Source organism: Nocardia sp. NPDC005366 (genome assembly GCF_040606855.1).
GTDB lineage: Bacteria > Actinomycetota > Actinomycetes > Mycobacteriales > Mycobacteriaceae > Nocardia.
This window is the reverse complement of sequence record NZ_JBEXFQ010000050.1, coordinates 1-17,820: the sequence shown is the minus strand read 5'-3', so window position 1 is coordinate 17,820 and position 17,820 is coordinate 1. Positions and strand designations below refer to the sequence as shown.

Annotated in this window: 19 protein-coding genes; 6 read left to right on the top strand and 13 right to left on the bottom strand. The window is 68.2% G+C overall.

What is annotated here, in order from left to right:
• The first annotated feature begins 24 nt into the window (after positions 1 to 24).
• Positions 25 to 705 (top strand): helix-turn-helix domain-containing protein, encoded by a 681-nt coding sequence (locus tag ABZS43_RS33720; RefSeq protein WP_355040054.1) that lies wholly within the window; start codon positions 25 to 27, stop codon positions 703 to 705.
• A gap of 64 nt (positions 706 to 769) precedes the next feature.
• Here the strand turns inward: ABZS43_RS33720 and ABZS43_RS33715 are convergent, their stop codons facing one another.
• The 7 genes from ABZS43_RS33715 to ABZS43_RS33685 all read right to left on the bottom strand — a co-directional run bounded on the left by ABZS43_RS33715 (position 770) and on the right by ABZS43_RS33685 (position 6,512).
• A complete protein-coding gene (locus ABZS43_RS33715) occupies positions 770 to 2,191 on the bottom strand; it encodes a TerD family protein (RefSeq protein WP_355040066.1) in 1,422 nt (473 codons plus the stop codon).
• Between the two features lie 105 nt (positions 2,192 to 2,296).
• Positions 2,297 to 2,821 carry a hypothetical protein gene (locus ABZS43_RS33710; RefSeq protein WP_355040053.1) on the bottom strand — a complete coding sequence of 175 codons (525 nt, stop codon included), beginning with the start codon at positions 2,819 to 2,821 and terminating at the stop codon, positions 2,297 to 2,299.
• Between the two features lie 71 nt (positions 2,822 to 2,892).
• Positions 2,893 to 3,693, bottom strand: a complete 801-nt coding sequence (locus tag ABZS43_RS33705) for a family 1 encapsulin nanocompartment shell protein (RefSeq protein WP_355040052.1) — start codon at positions 3,691 to 3,693, stop codon at positions 2,893 to 2,895.
• Entirely contained in the window at positions 3,690 to 4,709 is a 1,020-nt protein-coding gene (locus ABZS43_RS33700) for a Dyp-type peroxidase (protein WP_355040051.1), read from the bottom strand. The genes ABZS43_RS33705 and ABZS43_RS33700 overlap by 4 nt, the downstream gene beginning before the upstream one ends.
• 103 nt (positions 4,710 to 4,812) lie before the next feature.
• Positions 4,813 to 5,139, bottom strand: a complete 327-nt coding sequence (locus ABZS43_RS33695; protein WP_355040050.1) for a cupin domain-containing protein — start codon at positions 5,137 to 5,139, stop codon at positions 4,813 to 4,815.
• 132 nt (positions 5,140 to 5,271) lie between these two features.
• The gene (locus ABZS43_RS33690; protein ID WP_355040049.1) at positions 5,272 to 5,757 is read right to left on the bottom strand and encodes a dihydrofolate reductase; all 486 of its coding nucleotides are present in this window, start codon (positions 5,755 to 5,757) and stop codon (positions 5,272 to 5,274) included.
• On the bottom strand, positions 5,754 to 6,512 hold the full coding sequence (locus tag ABZS43_RS33685) for a thymidylate synthase (protein ID WP_355040065.1): 759 nt from the start codon (positions 6,510 to 6,512) through the stop codon (positions 5,754 to 5,756). Before ABZS43_RS33685 ends, ABZS43_RS33690 begins: the two co-directional genes overlap by 4 nt.
• Positions 6,513 to 6,601: 89 nt before the next feature.
• Between ABZS43_RS33685 and cobF the strand changes: the two genes are divergently transcribed.
• Both cobF and ABZS43_RS33675 read left to right on the top strand, forming a co-directional pair.
• Positions 6,602 to 7,339 carry a precorrin-6A synthase (deacetylating) gene (gene cobF, locus ABZS43_RS33680; RefSeq protein WP_355040048.1) on the top strand — a complete coding sequence of 246 codons (738 nt, stop codon included), beginning with the start codon at positions 6,602 to 6,604 and terminating at the stop codon, positions 7,337 to 7,339.
• Positions 7,340 to 7,408: 69 nt separating this feature from the next.
• On the top strand, positions 7,409 to 8,278 hold the full coding sequence (locus ABZS43_RS33675) for a DNA-formamidopyrimidine glycosylase family protein (protein ID WP_355040047.1): 870 nt from the start codon (positions 7,409 to 7,411) through the stop codon (positions 8,276 to 8,278).
• On the opposite strand, the gene ABZS43_RS33670 is transcribed toward ABZS43_RS33675, so the two are convergent.
• The 3 genes from ABZS43_RS33670 to ABZS43_RS33660 form a co-directional block, all read right to left on the bottom strand.
• A complete protein-coding gene (locus ABZS43_RS33670) occupies positions 8,271 to 9,788 on the bottom strand; it encodes a carboxylesterase/lipase family protein (protein WP_355040046.1) in 1,518 nt (505 codons plus the stop codon). The two genes, ABZS43_RS33675 and ABZS43_RS33670, sit on opposite strands and share 8 nt — an antisense overlap.
• Positions 9,789 to 9,938: 150 nt before the next feature.
• Positions 9,939 to 10,184, bottom strand: coding sequence for a DUF2630 family protein (locus ABZS43_RS33665; RefSeq protein WP_355040045.1), 246 nt, complete (start codon positions 10,182 to 10,184; stop codon positions 9,939 to 9,941).
• Positions 10,185 to 10,194: 10 nt separating this feature from the next.
• Positions 10,195 to 11,628 carry a PLP-dependent aminotransferase family protein gene (locus tag ABZS43_RS33660; RefSeq protein ID WP_355040044.1) on the bottom strand — a complete coding sequence of 478 codons (1,434 nt, stop codon included), beginning with the start codon at positions 11,626 to 11,628 and terminating at the stop codon, positions 10,195 to 10,197.
• Between the two features lie 91 nt (positions 11,629 to 11,719).
• Between ABZS43_RS33660 and ABZS43_RS33655 the strand changes: the two genes are divergently transcribed.
• On the top strand, positions 11,720 to 12,433 hold the full coding sequence (locus tag ABZS43_RS33655) for a pyridoxamine 5'-phosphate oxidase family protein (protein ID WP_355040043.1): 714 nt from the start codon (positions 11,720 to 11,722) through the stop codon (positions 12,431 to 12,433).
• Positions 12,434 to 12,451: 18 nt separating this feature from the next.
• On the opposite strand, the gene ABZS43_RS33650 is transcribed toward ABZS43_RS33655, so the two are convergent.
• On the bottom strand, positions 12,452 to 13,750 hold the full coding sequence (locus tag ABZS43_RS33650) for a hypothetical protein (protein ID WP_355040042.1): 1,299 nt from the start codon (positions 13,748 to 13,750) through the stop codon (positions 12,452 to 12,454).
• Positions 13,751 to 13,755: 5 nt separating this feature from the next.
• The gene (locus ABZS43_RS33645; protein ID WP_355040041.1) at positions 13,756 to 14,520 is read right to left on the bottom strand and encodes a crotonase/enoyl-CoA hydratase family protein; all 765 of its coding nucleotides are present in this window, start codon (positions 14,518 to 14,520) and stop codon (positions 13,756 to 13,758) included.
• 145 nt (positions 14,521 to 14,665) lie between these two features.
• On the opposite strand from ABZS43_RS33645, the gene ABZS43_RS33640 reads away from it, so the two are divergent.
• Together ABZS43_RS33640 and ABZS43_RS33635 are read left to right on the top strand one after the other, a co-directional pair.
• Positions 14,666 to 15,304 (top strand): TetR/AcrR family transcriptional regulator, encoded by a 639-nt coding sequence (locus ABZS43_RS33640; protein ID WP_355040040.1) that lies wholly within the window; start codon positions 14,666 to 14,668, stop codon positions 15,302 to 15,304.
• A complete protein-coding gene (locus ABZS43_RS33635) occupies positions 15,291 to 16,913 on the top strand; it encodes an acyl-CoA dehydrogenase family protein (RefSeq protein ID WP_355040039.1) in 1,623 nt (540 codons plus the stop codon). Before ABZS43_RS33640 ends, ABZS43_RS33635 begins: the two co-directional genes overlap by 14 nt.
• On the opposite strand, the gene ABZS43_RS33630 is transcribed toward ABZS43_RS33635, so the two are convergent.
• Positions 16,888 to 17,682: a transcriptional regulator gene (locus ABZS43_RS33630; protein ID WP_355040038.1), complete on the bottom strand. Its 795-nt coding sequence runs from the start codon at positions 17,680 to 17,682 to the stop codon at positions 16,888 to 16,890. The genes ABZS43_RS33635 and ABZS43_RS33630 overlap by 26 nt on opposite strands.
• Positions 17,683 to 17,820 lie beyond the last annotated feature (138 nt).

Genomic DNA, 17,820 nt, shown 5'->3' with positions numbered 1-17,820 from the left:
CGGACGCGATGCCAGAATGGACGGGTGGCAAACCCGGGCCCCGGCCGTCCCCGTCTGGAACAGCGAACTCGACGCGGCCGGACCCCGCGCGCGGAAATCCTCGACGCGGCCGGTGAGCTGTTCACCACCAACGGCTACGCCACCACCTCCACCCGCGCGGTCGCCGATGCTGTCGGCATCCGGCAGGCATCCCTGTATCATCACTTCGCCGCCAAGGACGACATCCTCGACGCCCTGCTCGCCGAAACCATCGCCACACCACTGGAATTGGCCGTCAGGATGCGCGACCTGCCCGAACGCGCCGATACCCGCCTCTACGCGCTGGCCTGGTTCGACGTTCGTCAACTCTGCGCCGCGCACTGGAATCTCGGTGCGTTGTACCTGCTGCCCGAATTGCGCACGGACCGATTCGCGTCGTTCCGGCTGCGCCGCGACGAATTGCGCGGGCATTACGAGACTTTCGCGGCCGCGGTGATCGCCGAGGCGGCCGATGACGCGGTCCCCGGCGCCGAAGTGCTGCCGTTCCGGCTGGTCGAGACGGTCATCAACATGCGTTCGGACGAGGGCGCGGCCCCCGCGTATGCCGAGCGCACCATCCCGGACGCCACTCTGCGGATGCTCGGCTGGGCCGGTGACCTGCGCGAGGTGCGCGCTGCGGCGGGCAGACTGCTCGATCGGCTGGCCGTGCCGCTGCCGCTCGGCTGAGACCGCCCGACACCTCGAGGAGCCCGGCGATCCGGAAACCGCCGGGCCCGTCACCGAAGAGAACTCAGTCCTTGCCGCGACCTGCCTTGAAACCGAAGTCCCAGTTGTAACGCTGGGCGATCTCCATGACACCCGCGCCGGGCCGCCCCGCGGGCGGGCGGATGAAGGTGCCTTCGCGCCGGACCACGAATTCGCCGTTGATGTTCTCGATATGGGCGAGCACCGCGTCGCGGGAATCGTCCATGCATCCGTCGAGGGTCATCTCGATCGGCGCGGAATTGCGCGGATAGAGCGTGACCGTCGCGTGGACGCCGCGGAAATCGTTGGCGCCCTCGTAAATCGACGTGAACACCAGGATGCGGCGGAACTGAGTGGTGAAATCGAGGTTGATATCGAGATTCTCGCCGCTGGCGCTCGCGCCGGTCCTGTCGTCCTGGTCCAGCCGGATATACGGCGGCTGGTGCAGATCGCCGAAGGAACGGTCCAGTGCGCGCACCGAGCCGATACGCCCGTCGGCCAGTTCGAAGAAGCAGCTGAGGTCGAGATCGATGCCGCCACCGCCGCGCTTCCTGCCGAACAGGCCGCCACCCCGATTCGACTGCGGCGTGGTCCAGTTCAGATTGATCCGCATGGTGCCGCCGGTCGCCCCCTGCTTGGTCAGCGAGACCGAGGGCGCTTCCTTCGTCAGCGAGATCTTGCTCAGATTGACCGGTGCACCGGCGGGCGGAGGCGGCTGCTGGAACTGCTGCGGCGGTGGTGCGTACTGCTGATTCGGCGGCGGCGCGTACTGCGGTGGCGGTGGTGCGAACTGCTGCTGAGGAGGGGGCGCGAACTGCTGCGGCGGGGGTGGTGCGAATTGCTGGTTCGGCGGTGGCGCGTACTGCTGTTGTGGAGGGGGCGGCGGCGCGTATTGCTGTTGCGGCGGCGGTGCGTACTGCTGCTGAGGAGGGGGCGCGGCCTGCTGCGGCGCGGGTTCGTCGTCGACCGAGATACCGAAGTCGGTGGCCAATCCGCCCAGGCCGGACGCGTAGCCCTGCCCGACCGCGCGGAACTTCCACGCGCCCTGACGCCGGTACAACTCGCCGAGCACGAACGCGGTTTCGGTGGTGGCGCCGGTGCTGTCGAATCGTGCCACCTCGGCGCCGTTGCCCGCATCGAGCACCCGGACGTACAGGCCACGGAACTGGCCGAAGGTTCCGCCGTCGGTGGATGCGGCGATCACCACGGTCTCGATCGGCTGTTCCAGTCGGTCCAGATTCACCGACAGCGTGTCCACCACCGTCGGCCCCTGCTGTTTGCCCTCGTGGCGCACCGCACCCGAGGGGTGCTGCGGTTGGTTGTAGAAAACGAAGTCGTTATCGGAGCGGACCTTGCCGCCGACAAGCAACAGTGCGGACGCATCCGCGTCAGGAACCCCTGGGCCCGATTGCCACCCCAGTTCGATGCGGACCGCGGACATCGGCACTGGTACGTTGGCGCCCTTCATCATCGACACAGATGCCAACGTATATGACACCTCGTCGCCCGTCACCCACCCCAGGTGGTGATCCACACCCACCCTCGGCGCGTCGGCGGTGTCCCGGCGACACGCTCAGCGCGCAGGCGGTGCGATCTGCCAGTGCGCGCTGAGGGCACCCGCGATATCGGGCAGCACGGTGACCGGAATCCGCTTGCGCCGCAACATCTCCCGGATCTCGTTGACCTGCTCGCGTTTACGCAGGTCGTAGGCTCCCGCGACCGGCCGGATCACCGGAGGAATGGACAGCAGCACCAGTTCACCGTGCGGCTCGTCCCCACCGGACAGATCCAGCGCGAGAGACCAGCGCGCGCGCTCGTCGAGGGTGAAACGCCCCGCCACCACGCGATTCCAGTCGATGCTGGTCTCCGACCACGGCGTCCGCCGGTATATCGCGCCGTCGGTGAGCACCACGCCATCGCGGCCGAAGAGGCCGACCAGCACCGCGATACCGGCCACCGCCCCGGCCAGCAGTCCGGTGAACACCCGGTTCAGGCCGAAGCCGAGCACTATGGCCGTGCCGACGCCGAGGGTCACCGCGAGGCCGAGCGCGGCGTACAGCGCCACCCGTCGATTCGGAACCACGCCAGCGCGCACCATCGTCATACCGCCTCCCGCTTGTGCGGCCTCACCGTACCGCGCGCGGGGAGACAGGCGCGGAGGGTGTCGGATCAGGATTCCAGGGCGACCGCGGCCTCGTCGGTATAGACGAGGAACTGCAGGCTCTGCTGGAAGTACAGGTCGACGGTTTCGGCGCTGTGCGCCAGGTATCCGATCGAGACGTCCTGGCCGATCCGCAGGTCGAAATCGCCGCCGCGGGTGGTCAGGACGAACGCGCCGTCGATGGCGGGAGCCCAGATGATCTCGCCCTCGGGGATCAGGCGCTCGATATGGGTGCGGATCGGATGGCCGTGGTCGGAGGTCTCGCTGACCGCCGTGTAGAGGTCGGCGCTGAGCAGTACCGAATACGGTCCGTCGACGCCTGCCAGGCGCAGCGCGCTCAATGCCTGCGTGACGGCTTCCGGCACCAGCCTCGGGTCGGTGGGCAAGGTGACCGCCGGATTGGACGCGCTCGCCCTGATACCGGTGATGCCCGCCGCGGCGTACCCCTCGAAGATCGCCCGGTCCTCGGCGAAGGCGATTCTGCGGGCGGCGTCCTTCACCGCGTCCAGGTCGGCGTCGTTGGCGCCACGCTCGACATTGTCGAGTTCCTCGCGCGACAGCGAGAACGGCACCCGCAGTTCCACCAGCGGCGCGACCACGCGCTGACGGGCCTGCACACCCTGGTCGGGAGCCGCGATCGGGATGGTGCGCCCGAGTCCGACGGCGGAATAGTCGACGCCGTGCGGGCCGGACACATCGACCACCCGGCGACCGGCGATATGCCGTTTGAAGGTGCGGGTCGCCTCTTCCTCGATCGCCGCCCAGGCTTCCTCGGTGATCGGTGCTAGTTCGCGGTGGAGGTTGTTCATGTCCTACTCCCTTTCATGGTGCCGATGCCGAGTGATCCGCTGCCATTACGTCGAACCGATTCGGGCGTCGAAGATTCCCGCGCCGCCGAGGGAGCCCCGGGCAGGTCGTCGAAGAAATCAGCGGGGGGAGTGAAGAACAGGGTGCCGGTGACCGCGACGGAGAAATCCAGGATCCGGTCGTAGGCCGCCTCGCCGGTGCCGACGAACATGCGCGACAGCATCGTCTCGGTGACGGTCGGCGTCGCCGCGTAAGCGATGTAGTACGTACCGAATTCGCCGTCGCGGACACTGCCGAAGGGCATATTCGCGCGCACGATCTGACGTTCGGTGCCGTCGGCCTCGACGATGGTGTTCACCGCCACGTGCGAGTTCGCGGGTTTGTCCTCGTCGGAGAGTTCGAAATCGTCCAATTTGGTGCGGCCGATCACGCGCTCCTGCTCTTCGACCGACAGCGCGCGCCATGCCGCCATGGTGTGCAGGTACTTCTGCACGATGACGTAACTGCCGCCACGGAAATCGGGATCCTCGTCGCCGATCAGGGCCGCCGAGACCGCCGCGTTTCCCTCCGGATTCTCGGTGCCGTCGACGAAGCCGAGCAGATCACGCTGTTCGAAATACCGGAACCCGACGGTCTGGTCGACGATGGTGACCGCGCCCGCGAGCCGGTCGCCGATCGTCATCGCCAATTCGAAACAGATGTCCTGGAATTCGGATTTGATGTGGAACAGCAGATCGCCGGGAGTGGACGGGGCCCTGTGGTGTTCGCCGGTGAATTCGGGGAGCACGTGCAGTTCGGCGGGACGTGGACCATCGAAGAGTCGATCCCATGCCTGGCTGCCGATCGAGGTGTTGCAGACCAGCCCCGCCCCCGGCATCCGGAAGCCGATGGAACGCCGCAGACCAGGCAGATCGGCGAGCAGGTCGCGCACCGTCTGCTCGCCACCTTCGTCGATGGTGGCGACGAGGAAGATCGCGGCCGGTGTGAGCGGTTCGAGAATCGGCTGCGGCTCACCCATGATCAACAGCCTAGAGGTCGCCCTCGCCGTCCGGCATCCGCGTGGGCGTGTAGGCGAGCCGCGGGCAGGCGACCGGCGCGGTCCGCGGACTCGGTTGGGTGTTCTACTTGGCGACCGTCAAGAGAAAGGCCACGTCGTCGACGGCTTTGACGCTGTGGCGGGCCTTCGGGACGACGAGGAGATCGCCCGCGGACCCCTTCCACTCGTTGGCGCCGCTGATGAGGGTGAGCGTGCCGCTGATCACCAGCAGCGTCGCGTCACCGGCATTGTCGTGTTCGGCGAGACTCTGGCCCGCGGCGAGGCCGACGACGGTTTGGCGCAGGGTGTGCGCGTGACCGCCGTAGAGTGTCTGCGAACTGCGCCCGCTCGTAGCGGTCGCGGCCAACTTCAGTTGTTGGCGAGCGACCGCGGTCAGCGATTTCTTGTCCATGGATCGCCTTTCGCATCGCATCCGCCGGTGCAGGGCTGGTGTCACCGGCTGATAGTCAGGAGTATGCCCGACCGGGGTTTGTGGCGCGACGGGTTTGCGCGCTACGCCCGGTAGGCGGCGTGTTCGGCACGATCAGCGGATGTAGCGGCGGATGCGGAAGCGCGGGCCGCCGCGGGAGGTGCGCCACGGTTCCGGCGCGTCGGTCCTCCACTCGGGGCCGATGGCGGGCGCGTACGCGTCGCCCTCGACCTCGGAGTCGACCTCGGTCACCAGCAGTTCGGTCGCGAGATCCATAGCGGCGCGATAGATTTCGCCGCCGCCGGCGATCCACACCGGATCCTGGCCGGTCAGCTCCAGCGCCTCGGTCACCGAACCCGCGCGCTCGGCTCCCTCGGCCGACCAGTCGGCATTGCGGGTCACGACGATATTGCGGCGGCCGTCGAGCGGGCGGAACGCGGTCGGCAGCGAATCCCACGTGCGTCGGCCCATGATGACCGGGTGACCCATCGTCACCGCTTTGAAATGGGCCATATCCTCGGGCACCCGCCACGGGATGGTGTCCCGGTATCCGATGACGCCCGCCTGATTCTGTGCCCAGATGAGGCCGACGGATTTCACACGGCCACCGGGGCCTTGATGGCCGGGTGATGCCGGTAGCCGACGACTTCCACGTCCTCGTAGGCGTAATCGAACAGTGTCGGCGCGGGACGGAGGTTCAGCATCGGCAACGGGTAGGGCGCGCGGCTGAGCTGTTCGGTGACCTGCTCGACGTGATTGTCGTAGATGTGGCAGTCGCCGCCGGTCCAGATGAATTCGCCGGGTTCCAATTCCGTCTGCTGCGCCACCATCCTGGTCAGCAGGGCGTAGCTGGCGATATTGAACGGCACGCCGAGGAACAGATCGGCGCTGCGCTGATAGAGCTGGCAGGACAGTCTGCCGTCGGCCACGTAGAACTGGAAGAAGGCGTGGCAGGGCGCGAGCGCCATTTTGTCCAGCTCGGCGACATTCCATGCCGAGACCAGGATGCGGCGCGAATCCGGATCGGTGCGCAGGGTGTGCAGCACCTGCGAGATCTGATCGATATGGGTGCCGTCCGGGGCGGGCCATGACCGCCACTGCACGCCGTAGACGGGGCCGAGCTCGCCGTCCGCGTCGGCCCATTCGTCCCAGATGGTGACGCCGTGTTCGCGCAGCCAGCCGACATTGGAGTCGCCGCGCAGGAACCACAGCAATTCGTAGACGATCGATTTCAGATGTATCCGCTTGGTGGTGATCAGCGGAAAACTCTCCGACAGGTCGTAGCGCAACTGATGGCCGAACACGCTGCGGGTTCCGGTGCCGGTGCGGTCCGCTTTCGCGGTGCCTGACTCCATGACCAGCCGGAGCAGGTCTTCGTACTGCGTATCGGTGGTCGTCACGCCTGACGAGCTTACTGTTCGCGCCGCCTGGCAAGCTCTGGCGTATGCGGAAGCTCTACGTGATCGGCATCGGGGCGGGTGATCCCGACCAGGTGACGGTGCAGGCCATCAAGGCCATGCGACAGGTCGATGTGTTCTTCGTGATCGGCAAAGGCGCCGAGAAACGCGAACTCGTCGACGTGCGCACCGCGATCCTGACCGAGCATATGGACCGGCCCTACCGCGTCGTGGAGATCACCGATCCGCCGAGGGACCGCACGCCCGCTGATTACCGTGGGGTCGTCGAGGATTGGCACGACCGCCGCTCGGCCCTGCTGGAATCGGCCTTCTCGGCGGTGGACGGCATCGGCGGCATCCTCGTCTGGGGTGATCCGTCGCTGTACGACAGCACGCTGCGCATGATCGAACGGGTACTCGAGCGCGGGGCCGAGCATTTCGACTACGAGGTCATTCCCGGCGTCACCAGCGCGCAGGCCCTCGCCGCCCGGCACCGGATGGTGCTGCATCGCATCGGCGAGCCCGTCCACATCACCACGGGCAGGCGGTTGCGCGAGGCGGGGCTGACGGAATCCGCCCTTGTCATGCTGGACGGCGACTGCTCCTTCACCGAAGTGCCCGGCGACGATATCCACATCTGGTGGGGCGCCTACCTGGGGATGCCCGACGAAACTTTGATCGAGGGACCGCTGCGCGCGGTCGAACAACAGATCATCGAGCGCAGGGCCCAACTGCGCGCGGCGAAGGGCTGGATCATGGATATCTATCTGCTGCGGCGGAATTGACCTGGTCGCGGGGTTGCCGCGCTCCGCTCGTCCGGCTTCCTGTCGGTGGTGGCCGGTAATGTGGCAGGCGTGCCCGAGCTACCCGAAGTGGAGGCGTTGGCGCATTTCCTTCGGGAGCATGCCGTCGGCGCGGTCGTCGGCCGCGTCGACGTGGGGGCGCTCAGCGCGGTGAAGACCTTCGATCCGCCGGTGACGGCGCTGTCCGGCCGCGACGTGACCGGGGCGGGCCGATGGGGCAAGTTCCTGGGGATGGACTGCGGCGGACTGTGGCTGATCACGCACCTGTCGAGGGGCGGCTGGCTGCGCTGGATCGATGAGCCGAGCCAGACGCCGCCGAAACCGGGTGGTAAGAGCCCGCTGGCCCTGCGGGTGCATTTCTTCACCCAGGAAGGCGCGACGCCCGCCTTCGATCTGACCGAGGCCGGAACCAAGAAACGTCTCGCGGTCTATATCGTCGACGATCCGCGACTCGTGCCGGGTATCGCGCGGCTCGGACCGGACGCACTCGAACTCACCGAGGCGCAGTTCACCGAGATCCTGCGCGGCACCTCGCAGCGGATCAAAACCGCCATCGTCGATCAGACCCTGATCGCCGGTATCGGCAACGCGTATTCCGACGAGATCCTGCACGCGGCCAAGATCTCGCCCTTCGCCAATACCGCGACCATGCCCGCCGAGAAGGTCGCCGAGCTCTATCACGCCATGCGCGCGATACTCGCCGACGCCGTGCGGCGTTCCGTCGGCCAGGACGCGGCCCGCCTGAAGGGCGAGAAGCGTTCGGGGATGCGGGTGCACGCGCGTACCGGGCTGCCGTGCCCGGTCTGCGGTGACACCGTCCGCGAGGTCTCCTACGTCGAACGGTCCTTCCAGTACTGCTCGACCTGCCAGACCGGCGGCAAGATACTCGCTGACCGCCGGATGTCCCGGTTGCTCAAATAGCGGGACGGGCCGGGACGCGGATATCGCGCCAGGCGAGGCGTGCGGCCTTGTCCGGATCGTTCACCAAGCGGGTGGGATGGTCGATGACCAGGGTGGTGCGCCTGGCTTCGGTGTAGGCGGGCCACGACGGCAGGGGTGTTCCGGTGCGGGCGAATTCGAGCCAGTTGTCCTGGAATTGGCGGGTTACCGCGAGCAGTCCTCGGCGTCCGCCCGCCGCGGTGACGGCGCGCCCGAACGGGGAGTCCGCCGCGCCGAAGACGGGGATCAGATCGGTGGCGTGGGTGGCGCCGACACCGGCTAGATGCAGCGCGCGCGGGGCGAAATCGTACCGGTAGGCGTAGGTGGGAGCGTGGCGGCTGTGGGCCTGCATCGCGGTGAGGGATGGACGCCAGAAGGTGTAGTCGCCGCCAGCGCGGATCGCCGCCTTCGGCTCGGGAAAGCCCGGGTAGGCGGCGAAAACCCTGGATCGGATGTCCTCGTCGGTTTCCGCCAAGGCCGCGCGCAGCCGGTCCGGGCGGGTCGGGAGTTGGTCGGCGAATTTCGCGAACAGCGCGCCCTCGTCGCGGCAGGTGCCGATGATGAGCGGAACACGGTGCGCGGAGCCGTCGGCGAGGGCGGCGAGCGGGTCCTGTGGCAGGTAGTCGCCATCGATGACGGGACAGGCGGGAAACGAGCCTGGCCGCTCGCGCATGACGGTGCCGACGGTGCGCTCGACAGCCTTGCGGATCTCGTTGGCCGAAGCGTCGGACAGGGCGTGCGCGGCCTCATCGGTGTTCGCGCCGAGTGCGTCGACGCAGCGCCGGGCGAAGGCGCCCGCCTCGTCGGCGGTCACGGCCCAGTCGGCCGGTGGGCTCTGGGCGATCGCGCGGTGGAACAGGCCAGCGGCGTCGGGGGTGGCCAGCAGCGAGAGCACCGCGTGCGCACCGGCCGATTCGCCGAAGACGGTGACGTTGTCGGGATCGCCGCCGAAGGCCGCGATATTGCGCCGCACCCACCGCAGGGCGGCGACCTGGTCGCGCAGGCCGAGATTGGAGTCGAACGGCCGATCGGGGGTCGCGAAATCACTGAAATCGACATAGCCGAACGCGCCGAGCCGATAGTTCAGCGTCACCACGACGACATCACCGCGTACCGCGAGCCGGGCGCCGGAGTACAGCCGCAGCGCCGAGGTACCCATCAGATAGCCGCCACCGTGAATGAAAACCATCACCGGTCGCGGTGTCGAGGAGGGTTGCGCGGGTGCGGTGACATTCAGTGTCAGGCAGTCCTCGCTGGTGGGCTGAAACTGCCTCGGGCCGATGCGCGCGCCGTCGCGATGCTGCATCGAGGCGAACCGGAAGGTGGTCGCCTCCCGTATCCCGCTCCACGGACGCACCGGTCCCGGGGCTCGAAATCGCATATCGCCCACGGGCGGAGCAGCGTAGGGGAGGGATCGCCAGCGCAGTACGCGGCGGCCCCGTTGACCGCGGACAACTCCGTCGGCGGTCGTGATCTCGGTCGATGCCACCATCAACCGATGGTACTCAGCCCCGCCTCGACTCCAAAAGGCGCAACAAGAACTCAGTGATCGCGGGGGGCGCGGGCACCGAGTGCCATAGCGTTGCCGACGGTGAAAGGTGTCGTCGGTCGGCCTGTCACCCGGCGGCCGGGACCGGGGAATTCACTGCAAATAGCCCTCGACCTGGCGCGGTGAGTTGACCTGCGCGTCTTCCGGTGACGCGCCGGAGTCGATGCGGGCCCGCCGTTGCCGCAGCAGATCCCAGCATTGATCGAGCATGACCTCCAGTTCGGCCAGTTTCTGCCGCTCCGTCACCGGATTCATCTCGCCCGAGGTCGCCTTGGACCGCAGACTGTGCTCGTTGTCGACCAGTTGCTTGATGCGTGCCAGGATGTCCTGTTCGGTCATGCAGACCATGCTACGACCGCGCCGGAGATTCGCTCGGTGATCGAAGGCCGGATCGCGCCACGGCGGCGAGACACGCGGCGGCCAGCGGGGCCGCGATCGTCAGTTCCGGCCAGTCGAGTGCGGTGTAGCCGAGCGCGATGCCGAAGGCGTGCGGAGCGGCCGACTGTTCGCCACCGGGCCGCAGGTGGTGGCGGCTCAGCCCGTCCAGTGCGACGCCGGCGACGCGCCCCGCCGCGATCGCGCGGGCTTCGGCCTCGGCCGAGGGCAGCGGCACCACCAGGTGTGATCCCGCGTCGTCGCCGACCACGTCGAGTCCGTGTCCGCGCAGGGCGGTCACCAGCAGTTCGCGGCGCGGCGGCACCAGACGGCGAAGCCTGCGCAGGTGTCGGGCCAGATCGCCGTGGCGCGCCAGTTCGGCGAGCACCCGCTGCCCCGCCGGGCTCGGTCCGGTGCCGGTCCGTTCCCGGTGCGCCAGAACCGCTTCGGTGATCTGCGGCGCGGCCACCAGCCAGCCGACCCCGAGCGCGGGCGACAGGATCTTGCTCGTGGTCCCGAGGTGGACGACGACATCAGGGGCCATCGCCGCCAACAGCGGCAGCGGCGCGGTGTCGTAGCGCAGTTCACCGTCGTAGTCGTCCTCGATCACGGGAATGCCTGCCCTGCGCGCGAATTCGACGAGTTGCACGCGCCGGGTCGCGGGCATCCGCGCACCGAGTGGAAATTGATGTGCCGGTGTGCAATACACCGCCGCGATAGTCGGTGGAAGCAGATCGACCCGGAGACCGCCGGAGTCGACCGGCACCGGATGCACCAGGACGCCCGCGGCGCGAAAGGCGCCGACCGCCCGCTGGTAACCGGGGTCCTCCATGGCGACCGTATCGCCGGGGCGCAGCAGCGCGGAGGCGAGTTCGCCTACGGCCGAACTGGTTCCGGCGGTCGCGATGACATCGGTATCGCTGGCCGCGCCGAGTCCGCGGTGACGCAGCAGATGTTCGGCGATCGCGGCACGGAACTCGGGAGCGCCCGCGCGGTCCTTGCGTACGGCGGGATCGGTATCGGCGGCCCTGCGCCAGGCCCGACGCCAGGCGGCGCGGTCGATGGCCTCCACGCACGGTGCACCGGGAAAGAGGTCGAGCAGATCCGGATGCTCGTCGGCGGCCACGCCGAGTGCCGCGCGGGCCGGGGTGGCGGCAGGTGCGGTGGTCAGGTACGTCCCTGACCCGCGTCTGCCCGCGATCCAGCCTTCGGCGTGCAGTTGGTCGTAGGCCGCGGCGACAACCGTGCGACTGACGCCGAGCCGCACCGCCAGTGCCCGCGAGGAGGGCAGCCGGTCCCGCGCCCGCAGCACCCCGGTGGCCGCCGCCGCGCGCAGGCCGTCGGCCACCTGCACAGACAGCGGTTCGTCCGCCGTGCGATCGATGGTCAGCGCGAGGTCGTCGAGCACGGTCGCCGCCACTCCTTCCGTCCGATTGGACTGTGAGAATTCGCTTGGATTGGCTATTCGATAATGCCACTCGACACCGGATGCTTGAACCATGAGCGCGGCATCCATGAACACGGCATCCACGAGCACGACGAATCGGCCACCCCTCTCACCCACACCCCGGTCGACACCGCAACGAACGAAAGAGCGCGTCCGCACCGATCGGGCCGACCTGGACGCCGTCCTCGACGCGGGTCTGGTGTGCCATATCGGGGTGCTGCTCGGCGGTTCCCCCGTGGTGATACCGACGGCCTACGGTCGCGACGGCGACACGCTGTACCTGCACGGTTCCACCGGTGCGGGGAATATGCGGGCCGCGCTCGCGGGTGATATCTCGGTCGCGGTCACCCTGCTGGACGGCATCGTCTATGCCCGATCCGCCATGCATTTCTCGATGAACTACCGCTCGGCGGTGGTGCTCGGACGAGCCGTCGAACTCGTCGAATCCGACGCGCGATCGCACGCTCTGAAGGTGATCGTCGAACATTCCGCGCCGGGGGCGTGGGATCGGGTCCGATTGCCGAACAAGAAGGAACTGGCCGCGACCGTGGTCCTCGCGCTCGATCTCACCGAAGCCTCGGTGAAGGTTCGCACCGGCGGGCCGAAGGACGATCCGGACGATGTGACGGTCGGTGGAGTGTGGGCAGGCGTTCTGCCGGCGCGCCGGGTGTGGGACGCGCCGATCTCGTCGGACGATCTGGAAGCGGGTGTCGAGGTTCCCCGCGACGTACTCGACCGCGCCGCATCCTGTTCGGCGGCGGTCTAGTTCACACATCGAGGGAACTCACCACGTGCTGATCGAGAGCGGCAATGGCTCGCAGACCGTCTCGACCAGTCCGCGCAATACCTCCGCCGAGGGAATGCGCGCGGGGTCGAGGCTCACCAGCGACAGAACGTAATCGCCGCCGATGCGGCACAGGTAGCCGGACAGTCGGGTCCGTGGCAGGCGGTCGGCGGTCAGTCCGGGATGGATGGCCCGCGCCGCGACACCGGTGCAGTGGTGCGGGCCGAGCGAATGCAGGGATTCGGGCAGCGGACCGATATTGGAGCACAGGATATCGCGCTCGCCCGCGCCCGCGGACAGTCTGTGAGCCAGCCGGTCCGGGATCACCTGGAGTAATTCCTCCGGCATACCGGCGGGGGCGGTCATACGGTATTCATAGGCGGCACGCGACTTTTCGCGGATGATGGCCGGGGTCGCGTCGCGGGTGACGCGGATCTGCGTCATCGCGAGATCGTTGTCGACGCGCGGTTCGTCGCGGGTGTCGACCGGAAGGCTGGCCTCGATCGTCGTGCCGGGAAAGCCGCTCGCCCACAGGATATTCGCGACCAACCAGATGAACAGGCTGTTCGCGGTGCCGCCGCGCGAGCACGCGACGCGGTCCCAGTCGGCGGCCGGGCATTGGATGACGGCGCAGCAGGTGAGCGCGACGGGATTCGGCGTATCCGGCGCGGTGGGCTCGCGAGGGGGTGCGGCGGCCGTCCGCCGGGGGATACCGCCGCGCAACGCACGCGCGGTGCCGCGCAACACGGTCGACCACTGTCGTCCCGCGTCCGACCAGTCCGAATCGGACCCTGCCGGGTCGGAGATAATCGGGACCGCAGGCCGTGCCAGGGCGGTGCGGATGGCCTGGTCGGCCGCGATGACCAGGGCGCGCCCGTCGGCGAGCGCATGCGAACAGGTCAGGGAGACGAGCGAACCGCCGTCGTCCAGCCACGTCGCCGCGAGCCGCCAGCCCGGACCGATTTCCGGATCGAGGTCGTACCCCTGGCGATCGGCCCAGTCGAACAGCGACCCGGTCGGCACGGGGCGCTCGTCGTAGTCGAGCGCGTAGGCGCGCACGGTGGGCTGCCAGCGCTTGCGCGCACCCGGTATCGCGGGCCGAATCACCCTGCGGCCCAACGGCCCTGTTCGCAGCGCCATGTGCACCGCGTCCAGCAGGCCGCGATCGACCCGGTCGGCGGTACGCCACAACCCTTGGAGGGCGATGGGGGTACCCAGGCCGCGATGGGTGCGCAGGAAGATGTCGTCGACGACGGTGAGCCGATCGGGGGCTGAACGGGATTCGCTGCCCGCGCTCATCGATATCAGTGCTGCGGTGCGCCGTGGCGGCCCGCGCCCGCGACGAAGCGCGCGGCTCCCTCCAACCCGCCCTCGGTCAATGTGGCGATGCCGTGGCGGAGTTCGTTGCGCATGGCCGTCCGCTCGTCCATACCGTCCTGTTCCAGCATCGACATGCGATCCGAACGCAGACAGGTCTGCGGCAGGGCGGCGAGCGCAGCGGCGAGTTCCTCGGCGGCACGACGCGAATCGCCGGTCGGCACCACGCGATTCACCAGTCCCATCTGCAACGCCTCCGTGGCGTCGACCTCCCGGCCGGTCAGCACCAGATCCATGGCGCGGCCGTGGCCGATGACGCGGGGCAGTCGCACGGTGCCGCCGTCGATGAGCGGCACGCCCCAGCGTCGGCAGAAGACGCCGAAGGTGCTGTCCTGCTCGGCGACTCGCAGATCGCACCACAGCGCCAGCTCCAGTCCGCCCGCCACCGCGTATCCGGAGACCGCCGCGATGACCGGTTTGGACAGCGTCATCCGGGTCGGACCCATCGGCCCGTCCCCGTCCTCGGTGACCTGGTTCGAACGTTCGGTGCCTAGCCCCTTCAGATCCGCGCCCGCGCAGAAAACGCCGCCTTCCCCCCACAGCACCGCCACCGCCGCGTCCGGATCGGCGTCGAAGGCGCGGAACGCGTCGGCGAGGGCGGCGGCGGTCGGACCGTCGACGGCATTGCGCGCCTCGGGCCGGTGCAGGATCACCGTGGTGACGGCGCCGGATTGTTCGACTCGCACGGACATGCCCGCTCCTCGTTGCCGCTCGGCCGCGGTCCGCGGTACTGCGGACCGGGGTTGGTGACCGCGCACCGTGAGGTGATGTCACCGTCTCGACCATACGACGTCGATCCCCTTGTGTGAAGAAGTGAATCTATGGTTCACTTCTTGTATGGTCTACCGCAGGACACCCGCCGTGCAGGCCCGATTGGACGCACAGGGCGCACTGATCGTGCAGGCCGCGACGCGTGTGCTGTCGCGATCGGGTTTCGCCGGGCTGTCCATGGCGGCGGTCGCGGCAGAGGCCGGGGTGGCGACCGGCACCGTCTACAAGCACTACGAGGGCAAAGCCGAACTCGTCACCGCCGTCTTCCGCGCGGTAGTGGCGCGCGAGGTGGCCGCGGTATCCGCCGCCGCCGCGTCGGGCAGTGCGGTGGAACGGGTCACCGCCGCCGTGGAAACCTTCGCGGGCCGGGCGCTGAAGAATTCGAAACTCGCCTACGTGCTGCTCGCCGAACCGGTCGATCCGGTAGTCGATACCGAGCGCCTGCACTTCCGCCATGCCTTCGCCGAGGCATTCGAATCAGCGGTGGCCGCGGGTGTCGCTCACGGCGAACTGGCCCCGCAGCATCCCCGAACCAGCGCCGCCGCCCTCGTCGGGGCGATCGGCGAGGTGCTCGTCGGGCCGCTCGCGGACGGGCCGCACGGCGAATCCGTTGTCCCCGAACTCGTTTCCTTCGCCGTGCGAGCACTCGGCGTCCGCGCGGGCGCGGTGCCGCAGAGAACAGGAGTGTCCGATGCCGACGCATGAAGTCTTCAACCAGGTTCCGAATATCGTCCCCTTCGACGTCTCGCGTAATCCGGCACTGATCGAGGGACTGCACCGCGAGGGCGCGGGCTGGGCCGAGGCCGAGGTACGCGAACTCGGAGTTCTCGCTGGCGGTTTCGAGGCCCAGGAATGGGGGCGGCTCGCCAACGAGTACCCCCCGGTGCTGCGCACCCACGACCGCTACGGCAATCGTGTCGACGAGGTCGAGTTCCACCCGTACTGGCACGAACTGATGAACGTCGCTGTCACCCACGGGCTGCACGGCTCGCCGTGGCTGGACGAGCGGCCCGGCTCCCACACCGCCCGCGCCGCGAAATTCTTCACCTGGGGCGTCGCGGACGCGGGTCATATGTGCCCGATCTCGATGACCTACGCCGTCGTGCCCGCGTTGCGGCACAATCCACGGCTCGCGGCGGTCTACGAACCGCTGCTCGGCAGTCGCACTTACGATTTCGGTCTGCGCGAGCCCTCCGGCAAGGCCGGACTCATCGCGGGCATGTCGATGACCGAGAAGCAGGGCGGCTCCGATGTGCGGGCCAATACCACCACCGCCACCCCGCTGCCCGACGGCAGCTATCGCATCCTCGGGCACAAATGGTTCACCTCAGCGCCCATGTCGGATATGTTCCTCACTCTCGCGCAGGCCCCGGGCGGACTGTCCTGTTTCCTGTTGCCACGGGTACTGCCCGACGGCAGCCGCAATCCCATTCGCATCCAACGGCTCAAGGACAAACTCGGCAACAAGTCGAACGCGTCCTCGGAGATCGAATACGAGAATGCCACCGGCTGGCTGGTCGGCGGCGAGGGCGCCGGCGTCAAGACCATTATCGAGATGGTGAATATGACCCGGCTCGACTGTGTGATCGGCTCGGCCACCGGAATGCGCGCGGGCGCGGTCTTCGCCGTGCATCACGCCCGGCATCGGGAAGCCTTCGGAGCCAAGCTGATCGATCAGCCCGCCATGCGGAATGTGCTGGCCGACCTGGTGATCGAATCCGACGCCGCGACCACCGTGATGATGCGTCTGGCCGGAGCCACCGATCGCGCGGGCAGTGATCCCGCCGAGGCGGCGCTGCGCCGGATCGCGCTGGCGGTCACCAAGTACTGGGTGTGCAAGCGGGCGCCGTCGCACGCCGCGGAGGCGCTGGAATGTTTCGGCGGCAACGGCTACGCGGAGGAATCCGGAATGCCCCGGCTGTACCGGGAGGCGCCGCTCATGTCGATCTGGGAGGGGTCGGGCAATGTCGCGGCGCTGGACGCGTTGCGCGCCATGGGGCGTCAACCGGAGACGGTGGAGGCATATTTCAACGAGGTGTCACTGGCCAAGGGGGAGAATCCGCGCCTGGACGACGCCATCGCGAAGGTCGGCAAGGAACTGTCCGATCTCAGCGATATCGAATACCGCGCTAGGCGCATCGTCGAACTGATGGCGCTGGTTCTGCAAGGCGCGCAACTGGTTCGCCACGGCCACCCCGCCGTCGCCGACGCGTTCTGCGCGACCCGTCTCGGCGACGACTGGGGTATCGCCTTCGGCACCCTGCCCACGGGCGTCGACACCGGTGCGATCATGGAGCGGGCCTACGTCGCGTAGCCGGTACGTCATCAGCGACCAGCCCCAACAGCGTCACCGCGTCGCGGTCCGGGCTGCCCGGCTCGGCCTGGAACGCGACGAACCGCTGACCATCCGCAGCGGTCAGGATCTCCGAGGTCAGCTCCATCCGGCCCACCGCCGGATGCCGGAAGATCCGCCGCGTGCCGCGCTTGATCCGCACGTCGTAATGCGCCCACAGCTCCTCGAAATCCACGCTTGCCGAACATAATTCGCTTGTGAGCGCGGTCATCTCGGTCGCGTGTGTGCCCGCGCCCTGCACCACCCGCAGATGGGCCACACAATCCCGTGCCATCCCCGCCCAATCCTCGAACACCGCACGCGCCGCGGGATGGGTGAACACATACCGAATCAGATTGCGTCGCACTGGTTCCCAGTCCGCGATACCCGACAGCAACCGCACTCCCTCGGGGTTGGCGGCCAGCAGATCACTCACCTGATCCAGCACGAAAGCCGGCGTGGGACGCACCGATTCCAGCAGCGAGACCATCCCCGCCCCGGCAGGCCCTGCCGGTGCAGCCGCGAGCACCATCCGCGCACCCGCCAGCCGGGCCAACTGTTCCGGATGGGCGCTCCCCTCGCGGTCCAGCAACAGCGCCGATGCCAGCGTGGCCAGCACCTCCCGACTCGGATTGCGGTCGCGGCCTTGCTCCAGCCGGATGTAGTAATCGACACTCAGCCCTGCGAGTCGTGCCTGCTCTGCACTCCCACTGTCACCTCGATCGCAGACGAGCCAACTGTGGACTGTCACCGCCCTCTAACAATCCGGGTGACACTTCAGTCAACGGTATGGCCTAGGTTCTGTCTCCCAATCGTCTGATTAGTCAGCTTGGAGTGGCCGGTGGTGCATCATGTCCGCTGTGGCGAGGTCGGCGGGTGATCGGTTTCA

Coding starts and splice junctions, on each gene's coding strand:
- ABZS43_RS33650 (WP_355040042.1), bottom strand. CDS start 13,750: ATGAGCGCGGGCAGCGAATCCCGTTCAGCCCCCGATCGGCTCACCGTC.
- ABZS43_RS33685 (WP_355040065.1), bottom strand. CDS start 6,512: ATGGAGTCAGGCACCGCGAAAGCGGACCGCACCGGCACCGGAACCCGC.
- ABZS43_RS33670 (WP_355040046.1), bottom strand. CDS start 9,788: ATGGTGGCATCGACCGAGATCACGACCGCCGACGGAGTTGTCCGCGGT.
- ABZS43_RS33640 (WP_355040040.1), top strand. CDS start 14,666: ATGGTCTACCGCAGGACACCCGCCGTGCAGGCCCGATTGGACGCACAG.
- ABZS43_RS33655 (WP_355040043.1), top strand. CDS start 11,720: ATGAGCGCGGCATCCATGAACACGGCATCCACGAGCACGACGAATCGG.
- ABZS43_RS33695 (WP_355040050.1), bottom strand. CDS start 5,139: ATGGACAAGAAATCGCTGACCGCGGTCGCTCGCCAACAACTGAAGTTG.
- ABZS43_RS33710 (WP_355040053.1), bottom strand. CDS start 2,821: ATGGTGCGCGCTGGCGTGGTTCCGAATCGACGGGTGGCGCTGTACGCC.
- ABZS43_RS33665 (WP_355040045.1), bottom strand. CDS start 10,184: ATGACCGAACAGGACATCCTGGCACGCATCAAGCAACTGGTCGACAAC.
- ABZS43_RS33705 (WP_355040052.1), bottom strand. CDS start 3,693: ATGAACAACCTCCACCGCGAACTAGCACCGATCACCGAGGAAGCCTGG.
- ABZS43_RS33645 (WP_355040041.1), bottom strand. CDS start 14,520: ATGTCCGTGCGAGTCGAACAATCCGGCGCCGTCACCACGGTGATCCTG.
- ABZS43_RS33715 (WP_355040066.1), bottom strand. CDS start 2,191: ATGAAGGGCGCCAACGTACCAGTGCCGATGTCCGCGGTCCGCATCGAA.
- cobF (WP_355040048.1), top strand. CDS start 6,602: ATGCGGAAGCTCTACGTGATCGGCATCGGGGCGGGTGATCCCGACCAG.
- ABZS43_RS33700 (WP_355040051.1), bottom strand. CDS start 4,709: ATGGGTGAGCCGCAGCCGATTCTCGAACCGCTCACACCGGCCGCGATC.
- ABZS43_RS33635 (WP_355040039.1), top strand. CDS start 15,291: ATGCCGACGCATGAAGTCTTCAACCAGGTTCCGAATATCGTCCCCTTC.